The sequence below is a fragment of the Acinetobacter sp. NS-4 genome, assembly GCF_037402435.1.
Lineage (GTDB): Bacteria > Pseudomonadota > Gammaproteobacteria > Pseudomonadales > Moraxellaceae > Acinetobacter.
The window spans coordinates 1-16,188 of sequence record NZ_JBBEUE010000021.1; the positions used below are offsets into that span (position 1 = coordinate 1).

The following is a 16,188-nucleotide window of genomic DNA, read 5'->3' on the forward strand; positions in this document are numbered from 1 at the left end:
TTGAGTGAGATGAGAATAGTTCATTGTGCAACTTTGACTTTGGTCGGTCTGGAAGCAAAATGCTATCTCATCTTGCTTCCTGGCTAAATTAATCTCTGTTGCACTTCATCTGAGAATCTAAGTATGAAAAAAGAAGCCCAGCTATTGCAATAAACCGCTAAAATGCCAGTTATACCGAAGGCTTGATTGTTCTACCCCCCTATAACGAAGGATGTATTCATGTTCCAACATGTTGATGCGTATGCAGGTGATCCGATTCTTTCTTTGATGGAAGAATTTGCTAAAGATGAACGGACTCAAAAAGTGAATTTAAGCATCGGGCTTTATTATAATGAGGACAATATTGTGCCTCAACTTGAGGCCATCAAAGCAGCATATAAGAATATTGAAGCGAGCAATGATCAGGTCAAGCTGTATTTACCGATGGATGGTTTAAAACCTTATAATCAAGCTACTCAAGCCTTGGTCTTGGGCGAAAATAGTGTAGCGCGCCGTGATGGTCGCGCGGTCACCATCCAAACTTTAGGCGGTTCTGGCGCACTGAAAGTGGGTGCCGATTTTCTGAAAAAATATTTTCCTGAATCCGATGTTTGGGTCAGCCAGCCGACTTGGGAAAATCATATTGCCATTTTTAACGGTGCCGGCATTCACTCGCATTTCTACCCTTATTTTGATGCAGTGACCAATGGCGTTAATGTGCCAGCAATGCTGGAAAAATTAAGTCAGCTTCCAGCTAAAAGCATTGTGTTATTACATCCTTGTTGCCACAACCCGACAGGTGCCGATTTAACACCTGCAGAATGGGATCAGGTAATTACAGTCCTGAAAAATCAAGATCTGATTCCGTTCTTGGATATTGCCTATCAAGGCTTTGGTCAAGGAATAGAGGAAGATGCTTATGCGATTCATGCACTCGATCAGGCAGGAATGAATTTTATTGTCAGCAATTCATTCTCCAAAATTTTCTCGCTCTATGGTGAGCGTGTTGGCGGCCTAACCTTTGTTTGTGATGATTCGGCCACTGCACAAAAAGTATTGGGCCAGCTCAAAGCGACTGTACGCCGTATTTATTCAAGTCCGGCGACTACAGGAGCATTGTTAGTGAATAATGTCTTGCAAGATGAACAGCTGACGGCATCATGGAAAGCTGAACTGCAAGAAATGCGCGAACGCATTATTAAAATGCGTCAAATTTTAAAAAACAAACTCAGCCAAGCCTTACCAGAACGTGACTTTAGCTATCTGGTTAAACAGCAAGGCATGTTTAGCTATACCGGTTTAACGGCTGAACAAGTTGATATTCTAAAAGATCAATATGGAATTTATCTGGTGCGTAGTGGGCGTATGTGTGCAGCGGGTTTAAATTTGAATAATATCGATTATGTGGCTGAATCCATTGCAGCAGTAATCAAGGCAACTGCTTAAATTAGGCTGATGCTTATTCATCTGGCTAATAAAAAACGGGCAATCTGCCCGTTTTTTATTTCGCTTTTTATTTATGAATGCTTAGTCTTCGAAATGGATCACGGTACGAATCGATTTACCGTCATGCATCAAGTCAAAGGCTTCGTTAATTTTTTCCAGTCCCATGGTATGGGTTACGAATGGTTCAAGCTGGATATCACCACTCATGGCTTCTTCTACCATTCCCGGCAATTGTGAACGGCCTTTAACGCCACCAAAAGCGGTGCCTTTCCAGGTACGGCCTGTGACTAGCTGGAATGGACGGGTTGAAATTTCCTGACCTGCACCGGCTACACCAATAATAATCGATTGCCCCCAACCACGGTGAGCACATTCCAGTGCTGAACGCATCACATTGGTATTGCCAATACATTCAAAAGAATGGTCTACGCCCCAGCCGGTTTTTTCAACAATCACTTCCTGAATCGGTTTGTCATAATCTTTAGGATTCAAGAAATCTGTCGCACCAAACTGTTCAGCCAGTTTGTATTTTTCAGGATTGGTATCAATGGCAATAATGCGGCTGGCTTTGGCTTTCTTGGCACCTTGAACCACCGCCAGACCAATACCGCCCAGACCAAATACCGCTACGGTATCGCCTTCCTGAACTTTAGCAGTATTTTTCACTGCACCTAAACCTGTGGTTACGCCACAACCGAGCAGACACACATGCTCATGATTCGCTTCAGGATTAATTTTCGCCAAGGATACTTCCGCGACTACGGTATATTCACTGAAAGTTGAGCAGCCCATATAGTGGTAAATCGGCTGACCATTATAAGAAAAACGCGTTGTTCCATCTGGCATCAAACCCTTACCTTGTGTTGCACGAACCGCGACACACAGGTTGGTTTTACCCGATTTACAGAATAAACATTCACCACATTCGGCAGTATACAGTGGAATAACGTGATCGCCCGGTTTTACGCTGGTTACGCCTTCACCAACTTCGACCACAACACCAGCACCTTCATGGCCCAATACTGCAGGAAACACGCCCTCAGGATCATCACCCGATAACGTAAAGGCATCGGTATGACATACGCCGGTATGGCTAATTTTCACCAAAACCTCACCTGCTTTTGGCGGAGCAACATCAATTTCAACAATTTGGAGCGGTTGACCTGGACCAAATGCGACTGCAGCACGTGATTTCATGAATAATTTATCCTTTTTGGGTTCTTTAACAGATGAGCTACAGTAACCTCTTTTTATTGTCCGATTCAACCTATAACATGATGATAATATGTACTTATAACTTTATGAGTTCATAACAATTATGCAGATTAGACCATCCATGCATGCTGTCATGTTTGCTGTTACAATTTTTACAATGATGGGGTGCAGTTTGCCGATGAATGAATCCAAAAAGCAGTCTCCCATTCAGGTGCATGCTGAGCACTGGTTAAACGGTTCCAATGTAGATATACAAATTATTCAGGGCCTTACCGCCTATCTTGCTTTAGATGATGCTTTTACCAGTATTGCTTCAAGGCTGCATCTGATTAATAAAGCACAATATAATATCGATTTGCAGTACTATATCTGGGAAGATGACTCGATTGGTCACCTAATGCTGGCTGAATTGCTCAAAGCCGCTGATCGTGGAGTAAAAATCCGTTTATTGATTGATGACCAGAATGGTTCCCAACTCGATGCTACCTTAAAACAATTGGCACAACATCCAAACTTTGAAATTAAAATCTTTAATCCCTACACCTTTAGGGCCAGAAAACTGCGCGTTTTTGATTATATTTTTCGTTTCAAACAAATCAATCGCCGTATGCATAACAAGCTGATTATTGCCGATGGTGCCATAGCGGTGACCGGTGGCCGCAACATTAGCCGTGAATACTTTGAAGCCAGTGACTCTTTCCAGTTTACCGATATGGACATTTTGTTTTATGGCACTGCCGTGAAGCATGCCAACACAGTATTTCAGGACTTTTGGAGTGATGATTTAAGTTATCCTGTACCTCTGCTGTTGGGTAAAAGTCGCCCTGAACAGCTTGCCAAATTACGTCGATATTATGAGCTGACTGCCTTACAAAAAGACCAGCTAAAAAGGCGGATTGAACTGGCTGAAAAACAGATCAATGAACATTTAGAAGATCGTCCGATTAACTGGGCAAAAGCGCATTTTGTTGCCGACTCTCCCGATAAAATTCGTGGTCAGGCATCCAGAAATCAGCTGATTTACCGTCAGATCTTCCAGATTATGGGAGAACCGAAACAGCATATGGAACTGGTATTCGCCTATTTTGTACCGACTCGCAAGGGCACAGATTATTTAACCGGTTTAGTCAAAAATGGCGCCAATGTTCGGGTACTCACCAATTCATTTTTAGCCAATGACGTTCCCTTGGTGCATGCTTTTTATAGACAATATCGGCATGATTTACTGAAAAATGGGGTAAAACTCTATGAATTTAAGCCCTATATAGAGCGTACTAAACGCACATGGTATGAAGTGGTCACAGGTAATGTGATTCCGGCCAAAGGTAAAAATGCATCCAGCCTACATGCCAAATTCTTTGATATTGATGGCATGGTGTTTATTGGTTCCTTTAATTTTGACCCACGTTCCGCCAACTTAAACAGCGAAGTGGGATTGGTGGTCGAATCCGATACCTTACAAAAACAAATTTCGGACTCACTAGATAAATATTTACCGCAAATTGCCTATCAACTAAAATTGAATTCACAAGGTGAAGTCATCTGGATAGAGCATCATAAAGATGGAACTCGCACAGAGTATTCACATGATCCCCAATCGACCAGATTCGAGCGTTTTGCCATGAAAGTTGTATCTTACTTCCCAGTTGAATGGATGATGTAATGACAAGTTAATGACATTGAAATACAAAACTATCTTTTTTTCAGCACACAGATAGTCATACCAGCTACTTTGCGCCGGTTTGTATAAAACCTCCAACCATATAATCCAACCTATCAGGTATCATGATTGGCATTTCCTTGATCAATATTATTGTTATGACTTATAAGAGATTGACGGCGATTTATACATATTTTAGATCAATCAACACAATGATTTTACTCATTTCCTGATTTGCTTTAACATTCCATTTTTCGAGTTTTTAACTCATCTCTCTCCCTATCGTGATTTTCCCGCAATGCAATTTTTTGATTTAAATCGTCAATTTAATTTAAGTGATATTTTAACGCCGCATAAAACCCTTGAAGATTTAGGCGCTCAAGAATGGTTTTTGTCTAAAGTCCGTGTTGAGCACGATTGTCTGTCAGACTCTGAAATCGTTGAAGGTCAGGCGGTATTAAAATCCAATCAAAATATCCAACTTGAACTGGAATGGCTAATTCAGGATACCGGCTTCGAGCTTAAGGTACTGTTTAAAGGCATTGAAACAGCCGCAAGTGAAGAAACCCTGGTCATGGTCAAAGGGGCAAAAATTATTGATGCCAATGAACAGGTGATTTCTGCACAGGCTTTAAGTTTATGGATTGATGGCACATTGCTACCGATGTTACCCAATATCCGCAAAGAAATTAAAGCCCGTTTAAATTTATGGGATTATGTGGAATATGATGGCTAAAGCTTAAGTCTATTCAGACTGAATTAAACATCTTTATTTAAATAGTTCTTGATGACATTCACCAAAACATCAGATACTTTTTTATCACCATACTCAGCATAACGATGTCCATCCACTTAGGCATTGTTTTATTTTGAACATTGCTCATTTAATTTTTAAAACAGAATATTGGTATGAATGTCCAGTCAGATTGCTAAAACTGTATTCAATTTTTTGCTATCCTGCTGAATAATATTAAAAATAATAAAATGGAAAAACAAAAATGAAAACAGAAGAATGGCAACACATTCGCAAGGTGGTAAATGACGCTCAAAAAGCTGCAATGCACTGTTCTATTGCTACGGTAGATACAAACTTGCAGTCTACTGTTAGTCCTATTGGGACTCTATTTCTTAGAGAAAATCCAGGCGGTTTTTTGTTTGACACCTATACAGAATCGTTGCAACAGAATTTGCCGCAAAATAGCAAAGCCTGCATTCAGGCAGTCAACAGTAGCCGCTTATTCTGGTTAAAAGCCTTATTTAAAGGCGAGTTTAGTGATTATCCTGGCGTGCGGCTGTATGTAGAAATTGGCGATCTTCGTCTTGCCAACGCCGAAGAACTAACCCAGATTTCACGACGCATTCAAAGCCTAAAATGGACGAAAGGCAGCCAGCTCATCTGGTCCGATTTTACCCATGTTCGCGATTTTACTGTGCATTCTTTTAGATGGGTCAAATACCCCAAAATGATGCCTTTTAGTAAATAAAACTTACTTATAGTAAGCCTATTTCTTTAAATAACTGACTATAGGCTTCGGCTTTTTTCTCCACAGCAAGTGGATAAGCACGTGATGAAGATGGCATACGATATAAAGTCAGGTCGCGTTCAGCAAAATATGCTTTTGACGGCTGTCCAATTTGCGGTTTTTCAGTATTTGCTGACATGGAAAGCATCAGGGTATCGGTAGCTTTATCGCCTGTGGTCATGATGCTGTGACACTGCGGAATCTGCTGTAACAGCTTGTTCAAATCAGTGGGTTTAGCAATGTGCAGAAATTTATCCGAAGCATTACCTTTTAGGCGAATAATTTGATATGCCGTATCAAAAATTGCAATGCCTTTTTCAGCCAAGAAGTCACGGATCAGTTGTTCCTTGAATTTTTTGTTGGCTACCTCTAAAAAGTGTTCTTTATCTTGGAAGAAAACCAAGCCAAAAATTTTCCACATGTCATTTTGATAATTGGGATAATAAAAATCCATTTTCCAGCGTGTTTTAGGCGGAGGAAAACTGCCCATCATCAGTAATTTGGCATTTTTAGGTAAAAATGGTTTCAGTGGATGGGTTTCAATTTGGTATTCAGTTGACATAGCAATCTATTCATAAACCTTGGTACTAATTTAAAACATTTGGCGGACTTTATCTGCTACCTGTTCAGCCCAAAGTGCATAAATTTCCTTGCTGGGATGAAAGCCATCCGCCGCCATTTCCAAGTTTAAGGTTTTAAAACGCTCAAGATCGTATTCAATCCATTGCATATTGGCTTGCTGCTGTACAAATTTTGCAAGATTTTTATTCATGCCTTTGGCATATTGTCCAAATAACCATGCCAGTGGATTAGGTAAAGCTGAAAACAGGTTCATTGGCGGCACACCAGCAGCAATAATCAATTCAGGCATAAATTTCTGGTTAATCGCTGCATAAAGTTGTTGCTGCTTTTGGATCCAGTCTTTAGGCGAGGTCAGTTTGGTAATGTCATTTACCCCGACAGAGGTAATCACCACATCAAAGTGTTGAGCCGGCATATTCTTTACCGTTTTAATCACTTGTCCGCTGGTATGACCGGTTGTTGCTTCAAGTTGATAACTGATTTCATATCCATCTTGTAACTGGTTCAGCACTGCCCCTAGTAAAGCATCGTCCTGAATTTGAACACCTACACCTGCTGCTGCCGAATCACCTAAAATCAGGATAGATAATGGTTTCCCATTTCCAACCATTCCCTGACGGCTTCCTTCCGGTTCGGGTAAGCGTAAAGTATTTTTTTTAACAGCATTACCTTGAATAATTAAAGATGGAATCAGGGCGATGGTTGAAATTTTTAACAGCATAAACAATAAAATTCACAATGATATTTGTATCAATATAGGAGTTTATGGGGTGAGAAGCATTGACTTAAATTACAATAAGTTTCATCTAATTAAATAGTAAATGTGCTGTATCAGGTCAGTAGTTATCTAGGGCTGAGGGTGGTCGATATCTGCTGAATCTGCTGATGATGTTATTTTTTATCGAGCTTAGTTTTACAATGTTTTTCCCGCGTATAAAAAAGCCCATTAAATGGGCTTTTTAAGATTCTAAAATCAGCCTAATTTATTGACCAGTTTCAGCGGCAAAATTTTCATGGCCAAACCGAGCGGCAACCAAGGCCACTGTGGCACATAAGCTTTAACTGGGGCTTTTTCAATGGCTTTGACCAATAAATGCGAACCGGTTTTTTCATCCACTTCAAAAGGCAGTTTTTTGGCACCTTCATTCAGTTCAGTACGGATATATCCCGGGAAAATGGTAGTGACTTTAATTGGGGTATCAATCAGTTCGGCACGGATGCCTTCTGCCAAATGTGCAACCCCTGCCTTACTTGCCCCATACGCCGTTAAATGTTTAGGCATGCCACGCATTGCACTCATCGAAGAAATCATCACCAGATGACCTGCATTTTGCGCACGGAAAATTTCCACTGCAGCTTCGCATTGTGCCAAAGCTGAAATAAAGTTGGTTTCTACTGTCGCCTTGTTAATTTCAAAGTTTCCTTTACCAATCCGGCGACCTTCACCCACACCCGCATTCACAATAATACGGTCAATCGTGCCAAACTCTTGTTTAAATGCACGGAACACTTCAAAGACCTGATCGTAATGGGTCACATCTAAGGTTTTGGCTATGACTTTTACGCCGTATTTGCTTTCCAGCTCTTGTTTTAAAGTTTCCAGACGCTCCAAACGACGGGCGCAGATGGCAAGGTTATAGCCTTTTTGTGCAAATTCACGTGCCATACCTGCACCAATCCCTGAACTTGCCCCGGTAATTAAAATTGTTTTTGCCATGTTTTCTTCCTTTGCTATTTTTTTTAAATCAGATCCATGTCAGTAACCTGGAATCTTCCGCCTTAATAAAATGGTGTTCATTCAAGCTCAGTAATTGTGGTTCATTCCCCACCAGACGCAAAGTAGTCATGCTGGTATTGGCAATGGCCCAGTTCAGGGCAAAAGTCCGGTTTGCATTTAGCTCTAACAGTTTTCCGGCAGCCACCGAAATCACGCCACCAGAGGTAAATACCACGGCATAACGGGGTTTGGTTTTGGCCAGTTCATTACATAAATTTTGCAATGCTGTTTCCACCCGGTTTTTAAAATGTGGCCAGGATTCATCATATTCATGATGATAGTCACCACCGGTCCAGCGCTCGATGGCCCCTTCAAAAATTTTAGCCAGGTAAGCACGCGGATTTTCTTCTTTGGCCACATCCTGCTTTAACAAGTGTGGTTCATTAAAACGTGGTTCGTACTTGGCAAAAACTTGCTGATGATTAAATTCATTCCAGGCATTGTCAGTCTGAATTTCAGCTTCGGGAAAACATTCGGCTAAAGCCAGTTGCGCCGTTTGCTGATGACGTTGCATCGAGCCAGCTACCACATAGGGCGTTTCTTTTAGAATCTGGTCGAAATATTGCCCTAATAATTTCGCCTGTAATTCGCCGTTGGGAGAAAGCTGGTCATAACTTTCGGCCCCGAAAGAGGCTTGACCATGACGAATCAGATAAATTGTGGTCATGTTGGCATCAGTTCCTTAAATTTCGCGATATATTTTTGCGCCAGTTCATTGGCTTCAAGTTTCTGTAAACCAATCAATTTTAAAGCACGAATATGCAAGGCATGAATCACTACCCAGAAATCCTTAAAGGCTGGATTACTGGTTTGTTTGTGGTAATAACGGTAATAGATTTGCTGTGCAATCACGGCTAAACGGAAAATGCCGAACACTTCATAAAAGGTCCAGTTCTCAGGTTGCAAGCCGGTTTTTTCCAAATAATAATCCACGACTTCTTGACGCGTAAACATGCCTTTTAAATTGGTAGGCTGACGACGCGTGGCTTTAAAAATGTGGTTGTCGCTTTCTTCCACCCAATAGGCCAGTGCGGAACCCAAGTCCATTAAAGGATCGCCAAGTGTAGCCATTTCCCAGTCCAGTACCCCAATTACTTGGGTTGGATGATTTGGATCTAAAATCACATTATCAAAACGCCAGTCATTATGAATGACGCAGGTTTTTGAATCGGCAGGAATATTATCTTTCAGCCAGTTACGGACATATTTGAATGAAGGCACATTTAAGGTTTTGGCTTTTTCATAGCGCTCATCCCAGCCTTCAACTTGACGGCGGCAATAGCCCTCACCTTTACCCAGTTTTTCCAGTTCTGTACCGACATAAGGAACTTGATGCAGCTCGATCAGTTTGTCGATGACATTAATACATAATTCTCGAATCTGGGCTTCATTAAAGTTCAGCTCTTTAGGTAAATTGGCACGTGGAATAATGCCTTCCACACGTTGCATCACATAGAAGTCACAGCCAATTACGGATTCATCCTGACACAGCGCCAGCATTTCAGGCAAGACCGGATAGAACGGTGCCAGATTTTTTTGCACGTTGTATTCACGTGCCATGTCATGGGCAGATTTGGCTTTGGTCCCTTTAGGTGGGCGACGTAAAATTAAGTCAGCATTGTCGTATTTCAAATGATAAGTCCAGTTGGATGCCCCGCCTGAATATTGCGTAACTTCTACCTGACCTTGTAAATCAATGCCTTGTGCTTTGAGCCAATGTTCAACCGCAATTACATCTAGCTCTTCACCTTGACGGACATTTCCACCCACATCAATAACTGACATTCTTATTTCCCTACATCTTCAATTTCAAAAGACTTCTTCGCTTGCTTATTTATAGCTAATTCATTGTTCATAAACAGCAAAATTTTCAGGCAAGTTGTAAGAAGTCTCAACACATATTGCTCTATTTAATCTTTTTACGATTCTTTCTTATGACGTGAGCTATAACCACGTTTTGCCAGTTCAAGTTTGGCAATCATGCCTTTATGTACTTCATCCGGACCATCGGCCAAACGTAAACTGCGTGCCTGAGCAAAGAAACCGGTCAGTGGTGTATCACGTGAAACGCCGGCACCGCCGTGAATTTGCATGGCCATATCCACCACTTTTTCCAGTACGCTTGGCGCAACCACTTTAATTGCTGAAATTTCAGTCAGTGCTGCCATATTACCCAAAGTATCCATCTTATAAGCAGCATAAAGTGTAAGTAAACGTGCCTGGTCAATGGCGACCCGTGCTTCTGCAACGCGTTCCAGATTGCCACCCAGTTTTAAGATTTCCTTGCCAAAAGCAGTGCGGCTCATACCACGGTCAATCATCAGCTCAAGTGATTTTTCCGCCGCGCCGATACAGCGCATGCAATGGTGAATACGGCCCGGCCCTAAACGGCCTTGCGCAATTTCAAAACCCTGACCTGCACCGCCAATAAAATTGGCTACCGGTACGCGTACATTGTTAAAGCTGATTTCACCGTGACCATGCGGAGCATCATAATCGCCAAAAACCGGTAGCATGCGTTCAATTTTCACCCCCGCCGTATCAATAGGAACCAGAACCATAGAATGTTGATGATGACGGTCTTTGCTTGCGTCGGGCGTATGTGCCATAAAGATGATGATTTTCGCATTGGGATCGCCCAAACCTGACGACCACCATTTACGGCCATTCAGAACAATTTCGTCTCCCTCGACAATCGCCGTCGCCTGCATATTGGTGGCATCAGAGGATGCCACAGCAGGTTCAGTCATGCAAAAGACTGAACGGATTTTTCCTTCAAGCAGTGGCGTTAACCATTGTTGCTTCTGTTGTTCAGAACCATAACGCCATAATACTTCCATATTACCGCTATCAGGTGCATTACAGTTAAATACGATTGGCGCAATTAAACTACGACCGGAAAGCTCGGCAATGTGTGCATATTCCTGAACTGAAAGTCCTTGCCCCAAAACAGGATCAGGCAAAAACATATTCCAGAGACCCGTAGCCTTGGCCTTATTTTTTAATATTTCAAGTTGAGTTGGCCATTGCCATGTTGTCCAGTCATCCCCTTGATTGAGCTCATGAACATCATTCCAAAACTCGGTTTCCACCGGTTCTATTTCGTTTTTTATAAAGGCTTTGGTCCGTTCGATAAAACCCTGTGCGCGTGCTGACAACTCAAACATGGCAACTTCCTTAAAATATTATGTGATCTAATCTTTACAACAACATAACCTGAAAACTATTATGAATAAAATGATTTAATTCAATAGAACACCATGAACAGTATTCATAATAAAGCCGTGATCGATATAGCTGTTTTTCATCGCATAGACATTAACTTATATCCCTTATTTATTGCAGTTTATGAACAAAAAAGCATTTCTAAGGCTGCGCAGATTTTGTGTATTAGCCAATCTGCTGCCAGCCATGCCTTACAGCGTTTAAGACAGCATTTGCAGGATGACTTGTTTGCTCGTGCCGGCAGTAAAATGTTGCCTACACCTTTTGCCGAGCAAATTTATCCAGTCATTAAAAATGCACTATTTGCCATTCAAAATATATCCATACAAAAACAAAGTTTTGATCCCAGCATGGTGCAAAGCCTAAAAATTGCGGTACATGATGAAATTGAACCGATGATTTTTCCCAAACTGGTACAACACTTCCAAAGCCTGGATCTGGATATTCAATTTTTCAGTAGCAAGCTCGACCGTAAAAGCATCGTGACTGACCTCGCTACCCAGCAAATAGATTTTGTCATTGATCTGGAGCAAAATTTTGGTGAAAAAATTCAATTCCAAAAACTCGTGCAAGACCATTTTGTGGTGTGTACACAGCAGCAAAATATGAATGAACAAATCTATCTCGCCTCGTCGCATATTGGCGTTTCATCACGGCGTACTGGTGTTTTAGTTGAAGATATTTATTTAAACCGTCAACAACTATCACGACAGATTTCTTTACGCTGCCAGCACTATTCAACTGCTTTACAGATTTTGCTGCAAAATCCAAAATCGGTTTTAACTATTCCTCAAAATTTGCTGACCCATTTGCAAGTTTCTCCAGCATTAAATATTTTTCCGGTGCCTGTAGACATGCCGCTTATTTATTTGGGGATGTATTGGCATAAAGATTTGAAAGAAAATTCACGGCATCATTTTTTGCGAAGCGAAATTTCTAAAATTTTTACTTAGGCTATTTATGGTTAAGGTCATTAATTTGCTTAGGCTATTTAAACGTGAAATCAATATATGTCATTTCTAAAAAAGGGTCTTGTTATAGCTTAGCTTCCGCATGAAAAAAACATAGAATCCACTTAGGCTATTTATATTATCTTTGGCATGGAAAATTGATCTATGTTATTTGTGATTCAAATATAAGCTATTGCCGAATAAATAAACGAAATGCTGAATTGGCAAGGGATTGAGTGCTATTTGGTTATTTATTCAGCCTTTAATTTATGCCAATTCACTTAAACTTGACCTCCTTATTTTTCTCATTTTATAGATGAATGGGCGCTGAAATTTCCGGCTCATTTATCCAAAATCTTTCTATGTTGGCAAATCTCTCCCCTTTCTGGCTCATTCTATTGGGCATGCTGCTGTGTGCGGTTTTATTTTTTATTTTCCGGAAAATTAACCTGTATTTGACACAACTATTTAAACCTTTCAAAAAAGGGAAAAAATACTGGTGTAAAGTCATTGCCGTCAGTGATGGCGATACCCTCACCTGCACTCGTTTTAACTTACGACGTTCAGAAACCAAACTTCGCTTTGCCTATGTCGATGCCCCTGAATCGACACAAACTTATGGCAAGGAATCACAGCGTCTGGTTAAAAAGATGGTCTATTACAAATTGGTCCGTGTCGAGATTACCGATGTCGATCGCTATGGCCGCTGCGTTGGGGTGATTTATCGTTTTAGACGCAATATCAATCAGGAACTGGTCAAACGCGGCGCGGCCTGGGTATACGAGGAATATATTAAAAACCCGACTCAAAAACAAAAATGGCTGGCGCTACAAAATCAGGCCAAAAAGCAGAAAAAAGGCTTATGGAAAAATTCACATCCGGTACGTCCCAGCGTTTATCGTAAGCAAAATAAATAGCATTCAAGTATAGAAAAACGCTCGAGGTTAGATTCGACGTTAAAAATGGATTTGAATTGGTATCGTCACATCAAATTTTCTCTATAAAATAAAGTGGCCCTGTTTTAAGCTGGCCACTTTAATAGCTTTTCTAGAGAGTTAAAGATAATAAGCCAATTGAACCAGCAACCGGAATGCCCCGGCAATGAGGGCCAAAGCAAAAAATCCACCCAGCCACAACACAATAAACCACTGCGTCTGTGAAAGTTTCATATTTACTCCCTAATGATAACCTTTATCACCAATACGTACTTTGTCGCGGAAGACCCAGTAAGACAACCCTGTATAAATAATAATGATTGGAATCAACAACAATGCACCAATTAGGGTAAATAACTGACTACTTTGAGGTGCTGCTGCCTCCCAAATAGTGACTGAACGTGGAATGATATAAGGCCATAAACTAATCAGGAATCCCGTATAGGCTAAGAAAACTAGGGCCAAAGTATAAACAAATGGACTGAGTTCCTTACGTTGCTTGCAGGCACGTAAAGCCAGATAGGTAAACACTAAAACCAAAATGGGCACCGGACTGAAATAGGTGAGCTGAGGCTGACTAAACCAGCGTTCAGCAATTGCAGGATGGGCCAAAGGCGTATAAATACTGACAGCGCCAAAAATGATGAATAAAGCAACAATCAGCTTTGGCATGAGCTGAAACATTCGATTTTGTAAGTCTGCATCTGTTTTAAAAATGAGCCAGCCACAGCCCAAAGTGGCATACAGCACCACCACGCCAACCCCGGTAAAAACCGAAAATGGCGTGAGCCAATCTAAGCCGCCTCCAGTGTAAACCCCATTGGTGGTTTTAATGCCTTGAATATATGCTCCCAGAATGATGCCCTGGAAAAATCCAGTCAGAATAGAGCCTCCAATAAAGGCCATATCCCAAAGATGCCGGTTTCGTCTGGATTTAAAACGGAATTCAAAAGCCACTCCGCGAAAAATCAGGGCAACCACCATCAGAATGATGGGCAGATATAGTGCAGAAAGTACAGTTGAATACACCAGGGGAAATGCTGCAAACAGGCCTGCCCCGCCTAATACCATCCAGGTTTCATTGCCATCCCACACCGGGGCAACGGTATTCATCATCACGTCACGTTCTTGCTGCGCTTTAAAGAAAGGAAACAAAATGCCGATACCTAGGTCAAAGCCATCCAGCACCACATAAATCAGCACACCGACAGCAATAATTACAATCCAGATAAAAGATAAATCAATCATTTGTCATGCTCCTGATTGTTGTCTAAAGGCTGACCATCCAGCTCTTCATCGGTACTGCCCAATGGACGATGTGAAGCTTGTATGACCTTCTCTTCACTATGCGGCATGTAATGAACAAATTCCGGGCCTTTATGCATGATTCGGAGCATGTAATAGATGCCAACCCCGAACACTACGCAATACACCAGTACAAAGATAATCAGGGTTAATCCAACCTGTTCTGCCGACACCGGGGACAGTGCATCTTTAGTCCTTAATACCCCATACACGACCCAAGGTTGACGTCCAACTTCTGTAGTAAACCAGCCAGCCAACATTGCGATAAAACCCGAAGGTCCCATAATCAGGGCAAAACGGTGAAACCCCGAACTTTCATAAAGACGGCCAGTTTTTCTGAGCCATAAACCGACTAGCGCCAATAACAGCATCAACACGCCCAGGCCCACCATGACCCGGAAACTCCAAAAAATAATGGTTGAGTTTGGACGGTCTTCAGGTGCAAATTCTTTCAAGCCCGGCACTTTACCGTTCATGGAATGAGTCAGAATCAGACTACCGGCATTTGGAATGGTCAATCCATAACGGGTCTGCTCTGCCTGCATATCCGGAATACCAAACAAATACAGCGGCATGCCTTGGTTATGGTTGGTTTCCCAATGTCCTTCAATTGCTGCAATTTTTACAGGTTGATGCTTTAAGGTATTAATACCATGCAGATCGCCAATCAGAACCTGCAAAGGGGTAAGCACCAATATCATCCATAAGGCCATGGAAAAAGAAGTTTTAACCATGGCATCACGGCGTCCTTTCAATAAGTGCCACGCTGCTGTACTTGCCACCAGCAAGGCTGACACCAGAAATGCAGCCATTGCCATATGCGCCAAGCGATACGGGAAAGAAGGATTGAAAACAATGGCTAGCCAATCCTGCGGAACGATAATGCCATTTTCAATACTAAAGCCTTGCGGTGTCTGCATCCAGCTGTTGGATGAGAGAATCCAGAACATGGAAATACAGGTTCCGAGAGCCACCATGACCGTGGCAAAGAAATGTGCTCGAGGACCAACACGCCCCCAGCCAAACAGCATAATGCCCAGGAATCCGGCTTCCAGGAAGAATGCACTGAGCACCTCATAGGCTAGAAGTGGCCCGGTTACACTACCGGAGATGCGTGAAAATTCACTCCAGTTGGTTCCGAACTGGTAGCTCATGACCACACCGGAAACCACGCCCATACCAAAGGCAATAGCAAATATTTTGACCCAAAACTTGAACAGGTCCTGATAGACTGGATCTTGGGTTCTTAGCCAGCGCCATTCTAGAACCGCCAGAAAGCTTGCCAGGCCAATGGAAATAGCCGGGAAAATAATATGAAAAGAGACAGTAAAAGCAAACTGAATACGTGCAAGCTCAAGTGCTGTTAATCCTAAATTCATAACCTCACCTTTTTTAATTTATTCATCTGCTGATTGATCATGCAGATTTTTAGGGATGTCATTTTGTTGTTTTGAACAGTTTTTAGAATACGCCTAAATTTTAAGCAAAGTATGTTGCTTTAATATTTCCAGCCCAATTAACTAACCCGAAATAAAGCCTAACATGCTAGCTTCCATTGACTTGTATTTTGACCAGGAATCTTGATCCCGGC

At 41.8% G+C, this 16,188-nt stretch carries 16 protein-coding genes; 6 read left to right on the forward strand and 10 right to left on the reverse strand.

Going from position 1 to position 16,188, the window contains the following annotated elements; all coding sequences use genetic code 11:
- Positions 1-219: 219 nt before the first annotated feature.
- On the forward strand, positions 220-1,425 hold the full coding sequence (locus WAE57_RS13785) for an amino acid aminotransferase (protein ID WP_337711011.1): 1,206 nt from the start codon (positions 220-222) through the stop codon (positions 1,423-1,425).
- Between the two features lie 81 nt (positions 1,426-1,506).
- Here WAE57_RS13785 and WAE57_RS13790 read toward each other — a convergent pair whose 3' ends face one another.
- A complete protein-coding gene (locus WAE57_RS13790; RefSeq protein ID WP_337711012.1) occupies positions 1,507-2,622 on the reverse strand; it encodes an S-(hydroxymethyl)glutathione dehydrogenase/class III alcohol dehydrogenase in 1,116 nt (371 codons plus the stop codon).
- Positions 2,623-2,743: 121 nt separating this feature from the next.
- Between WAE57_RS13790 and WAE57_RS13795 the strand changes: the two genes are divergently transcribed.
- The 3 genes from WAE57_RS13795 (at position 2,744) to WAE57_RS13805 (ending at position 5,784) form a co-directional block, all read left to right on the forward strand.
- Entirely contained in the window at positions 2,744-4,303 is a 1,560-nt protein-coding gene (locus tag WAE57_RS13795) for a phospholipase D family protein (RefSeq protein ID WP_337711013.1), read from the forward strand.
- Between the two features lie 295 nt (positions 4,304-4,598).
- Positions 4,599-5,036 (forward strand): hypothetical protein, encoded by a 438-nt coding sequence (locus tag WAE57_RS13800; RefSeq protein WP_337711014.1) that lies wholly within the window; start codon positions 4,599-4,601, stop codon positions 5,034-5,036.
- A 262-nt stretch (positions 5,037-5,298) separates the two neighbouring features.
- On the forward strand, positions 5,299-5,784 hold the full coding sequence (locus WAE57_RS13805) for a pyridoxamine 5'-phosphate oxidase family protein (RefSeq protein ID WP_337711015.1): 486 nt from the start codon (positions 5,299-5,301) through the stop codon (positions 5,782-5,784).
- A 7-nt stretch (positions 5,785-5,791) separates the two neighbouring features.
- Here the strand turns inward: WAE57_RS13805 and WAE57_RS13810 are convergent, their stop codons facing one another.
- The 6 genes from WAE57_RS13810 to WAE57_RS13835 all read right to left on the reverse strand — a co-directional run bounded on the left by WAE57_RS13810 (position 5,792) and on the right by WAE57_RS13835 (position 11,349).
- Positions 5,792-6,385: a uracil-DNA glycosylase family protein gene (locus tag WAE57_RS13810; protein WP_337711016.1), complete on the reverse strand. Its 594-nt coding sequence runs from the start codon at positions 6,383-6,385 to the stop codon at positions 5,792-5,794.
- Between the two features lie 30 nt (positions 6,386-6,415).
- Positions 6,416-7,126: an SGNH/GDSL hydrolase family protein gene (locus WAE57_RS13815; RefSeq protein WP_337711017.1), complete on the reverse strand. Its 711-nt coding sequence runs from the start codon at positions 7,124-7,126 to the stop codon at positions 6,416-6,418.
- 252 nt (positions 7,127-7,378) lie between these two features.
- Positions 7,379-8,122, reverse strand: coding sequence for an SDR family oxidoreductase (locus WAE57_RS13820; protein WP_337711018.1), 744 nt, complete (start codon positions 8,120-8,122; stop codon positions 7,379-7,381).
- Positions 8,123-8,150: 28 nt separating this feature from the next.
- On the reverse strand, positions 8,151-8,849 hold the full coding sequence (locus WAE57_RS13825; protein ID WP_337711019.1) for a histidine phosphatase family protein: 699 nt from the start codon (positions 8,847-8,849) through the stop codon (positions 8,151-8,153).
- On the reverse strand, positions 8,846-9,967 hold the full coding sequence (locus WAE57_RS13830; RefSeq protein WP_337711020.1) for a phosphotransferase family protein: 1,122 nt from the start codon (positions 9,965-9,967) through the stop codon (positions 8,846-8,848). Before WAE57_RS13830 ends, WAE57_RS13825 begins: the two co-directional genes overlap by 4 nt.
- 134 nt (positions 9,968-10,101) lie before the next feature.
- Positions 10,102-11,349, reverse strand: a complete 1,248-nt coding sequence (locus WAE57_RS13835; protein ID WP_337711021.1) for an acyl-CoA dehydrogenase family protein — start codon at positions 11,347-11,349, stop codon at positions 10,102-10,104.
- Positions 11,350-11,442: 93 nt separating this feature from the next.
- Between WAE57_RS13835 and WAE57_RS13840 the strand changes: the two genes are divergently transcribed.
- Together WAE57_RS13840 and WAE57_RS13845 are read left to right on the forward strand one after the other, a co-directional pair.
- Positions 11,443-12,360: a LysR family transcriptional regulator gene (locus WAE57_RS13840; protein ID WP_337711022.1), complete on the forward strand. Its 918-nt coding sequence runs from the start codon at positions 11,443-11,445 to the stop codon at positions 12,358-12,360.
- Positions 12,361-12,719: 359 nt separating this feature from the next.
- Positions 12,720-13,274: a thermonuclease family protein gene (locus WAE57_RS13845; RefSeq protein ID WP_337711023.1), complete on the forward strand. Its 555-nt coding sequence runs from the start codon at positions 12,720-12,722 to the stop codon at positions 13,272-13,274.
- A 138-nt stretch (positions 13,275-13,412) separates the two neighbouring features.
- Here the strand turns inward: WAE57_RS13845 and WAE57_RS13850 are convergent, their stop codons facing one another.
- The 3 genes from WAE57_RS13850 to WAE57_RS13860 are packed head-to-tail and all read right to left on the reverse strand — an operon-like array spanning position 13,413 to position 15,976.
- Positions 13,413-13,526, reverse strand: coding sequence for a DUF2474 domain-containing protein (locus tag WAE57_RS13850; protein WP_086198210.1), 114 nt, complete (start codon positions 13,524-13,526; stop codon positions 13,413-13,415).
- A 9-nt stretch (positions 13,527-13,535) separates the two neighbouring features.
- Positions 13,536-14,540: a cytochrome d ubiquinol oxidase subunit II gene (gene cydB / locus WAE57_RS13855; protein WP_337711024.1), complete on the reverse strand. Its 1,005-nt coding sequence runs from the start codon at positions 14,538-14,540 to the stop codon at positions 13,536-13,538.
- Complete coding sequence (locus WAE57_RS13860; RefSeq protein WP_337711025.1) at positions 14,537-15,976, reverse strand: cytochrome ubiquinol oxidase subunit I; 1,440 nt, start codon at positions 15,974-15,976, stop codon at positions 14,537-14,539. The genes cydB and WAE57_RS13860 overlap by 4 nt, the downstream gene beginning before the upstream one ends.
- Positions 15,977-16,188: the final 212 nt, after the last annotated feature.

Bases quoted from the DNA above. Each gene is read 5' to 3' on its own strand.
- WAE57_RS13850 (WP_086198210.1), bottom strand. From the start codon at position 13,526: ATGAAACTTTCACAGACGCAGTGGTTTATTGTGTTGTGGCTGGGTGGA.
- WAE57_RS13810 (WP_337711016.1), bottom strand. From the start codon at position 6,385: ATGTCAACTGAATACCAAATTGAAACCCATCCACTGAAACCATTTTTA.
- WAE57_RS13800 (WP_337711014.1), top strand. From the start codon at position 4,599: ATGCAATTTTTTGATTTAAATCGTCAATTTAATTTAAGTGATATTTTA.
- WAE57_RS13825 (WP_337711019.1), bottom strand. From the start codon at position 8,849: ATGACCACAATTTATCTGATTCGTCATGGTCAAGCCTCTTTCGGGGCC.
- WAE57_RS13795 (WP_337711013.1), top strand. From the start codon at position 2,744: ATGCAGATTAGACCATCCATGCATGCTGTCATGTTTGCTGTTACAATT.
- WAE57_RS13835 (WP_337711021.1), bottom strand. From the start codon at position 11,349: ATGTTTGAGTTGTCAGCACGCGCACAGGGTTTTATCGAACGGACCAAA.
- WAE57_RS13815 (WP_337711017.1), bottom strand. From the start codon at position 7,126: ATGCTGTTAAAAATTTCAACCATCGCCCTGATTCCATCTTTAATTATT.
- WAE57_RS13805 (WP_337711015.1), top strand. From the start codon at position 5,299: ATGAAAACAGAAGAATGGCAACACATTCGCAAGGTGGTAAATGACGCT.
- WAE57_RS13820 (WP_337711018.1), bottom strand. From the start codon at position 8,122: ATGGCAAAAACAATTTTAATTACCGGGGCAAGTTCAGGGATTGGTGCA.
- WAE57_RS13830 (WP_337711020.1), bottom strand. From the start codon at position 9,967: ATGTCAGTTATTGATGTGGGTGGAAATGTCCGTCAAGGTGAAGAGCTA.
- WAE57_RS13840 (WP_337711022.1), top strand. From the start codon at position 11,443: ATGAACAGTATTCATAATAAAGCCGTGATCGATATAGCTGTTTTTCAT.
- WAE57_RS13860 (WP_337711025.1), bottom strand. From the start codon at position 15,976: ATGAATTTAGGATTAACAGCACTTGAGCTTGCACGTATTCAGTTTGCT.
- WAE57_RS13790 (WP_337711012.1), bottom strand. From the start codon at position 2,622: ATGAAATCACGTGCTGCAGTCGCATTTGGTCCAGGTCAACCGCTCCAA.
- WAE57_RS13845 (WP_337711023.1), top strand. From the start codon at position 12,720: ATGTTGGCAAATCTCTCCCCTTTCTGGCTCATTCTATTGGGCATGCTG.
- WAE57_RS13785 (WP_337711011.1), top strand. From the start codon at position 220: ATGTTCCAACATGTTGATGCGTATGCAGGTGATCCGATTCTTTCTTTG.
- cydB (WP_337711024.1), bottom strand. From the start codon at position 14,540: ATGATTGATTTATCTTTTATCTGGATTGTAATTATTGCTGTCGGTGTG.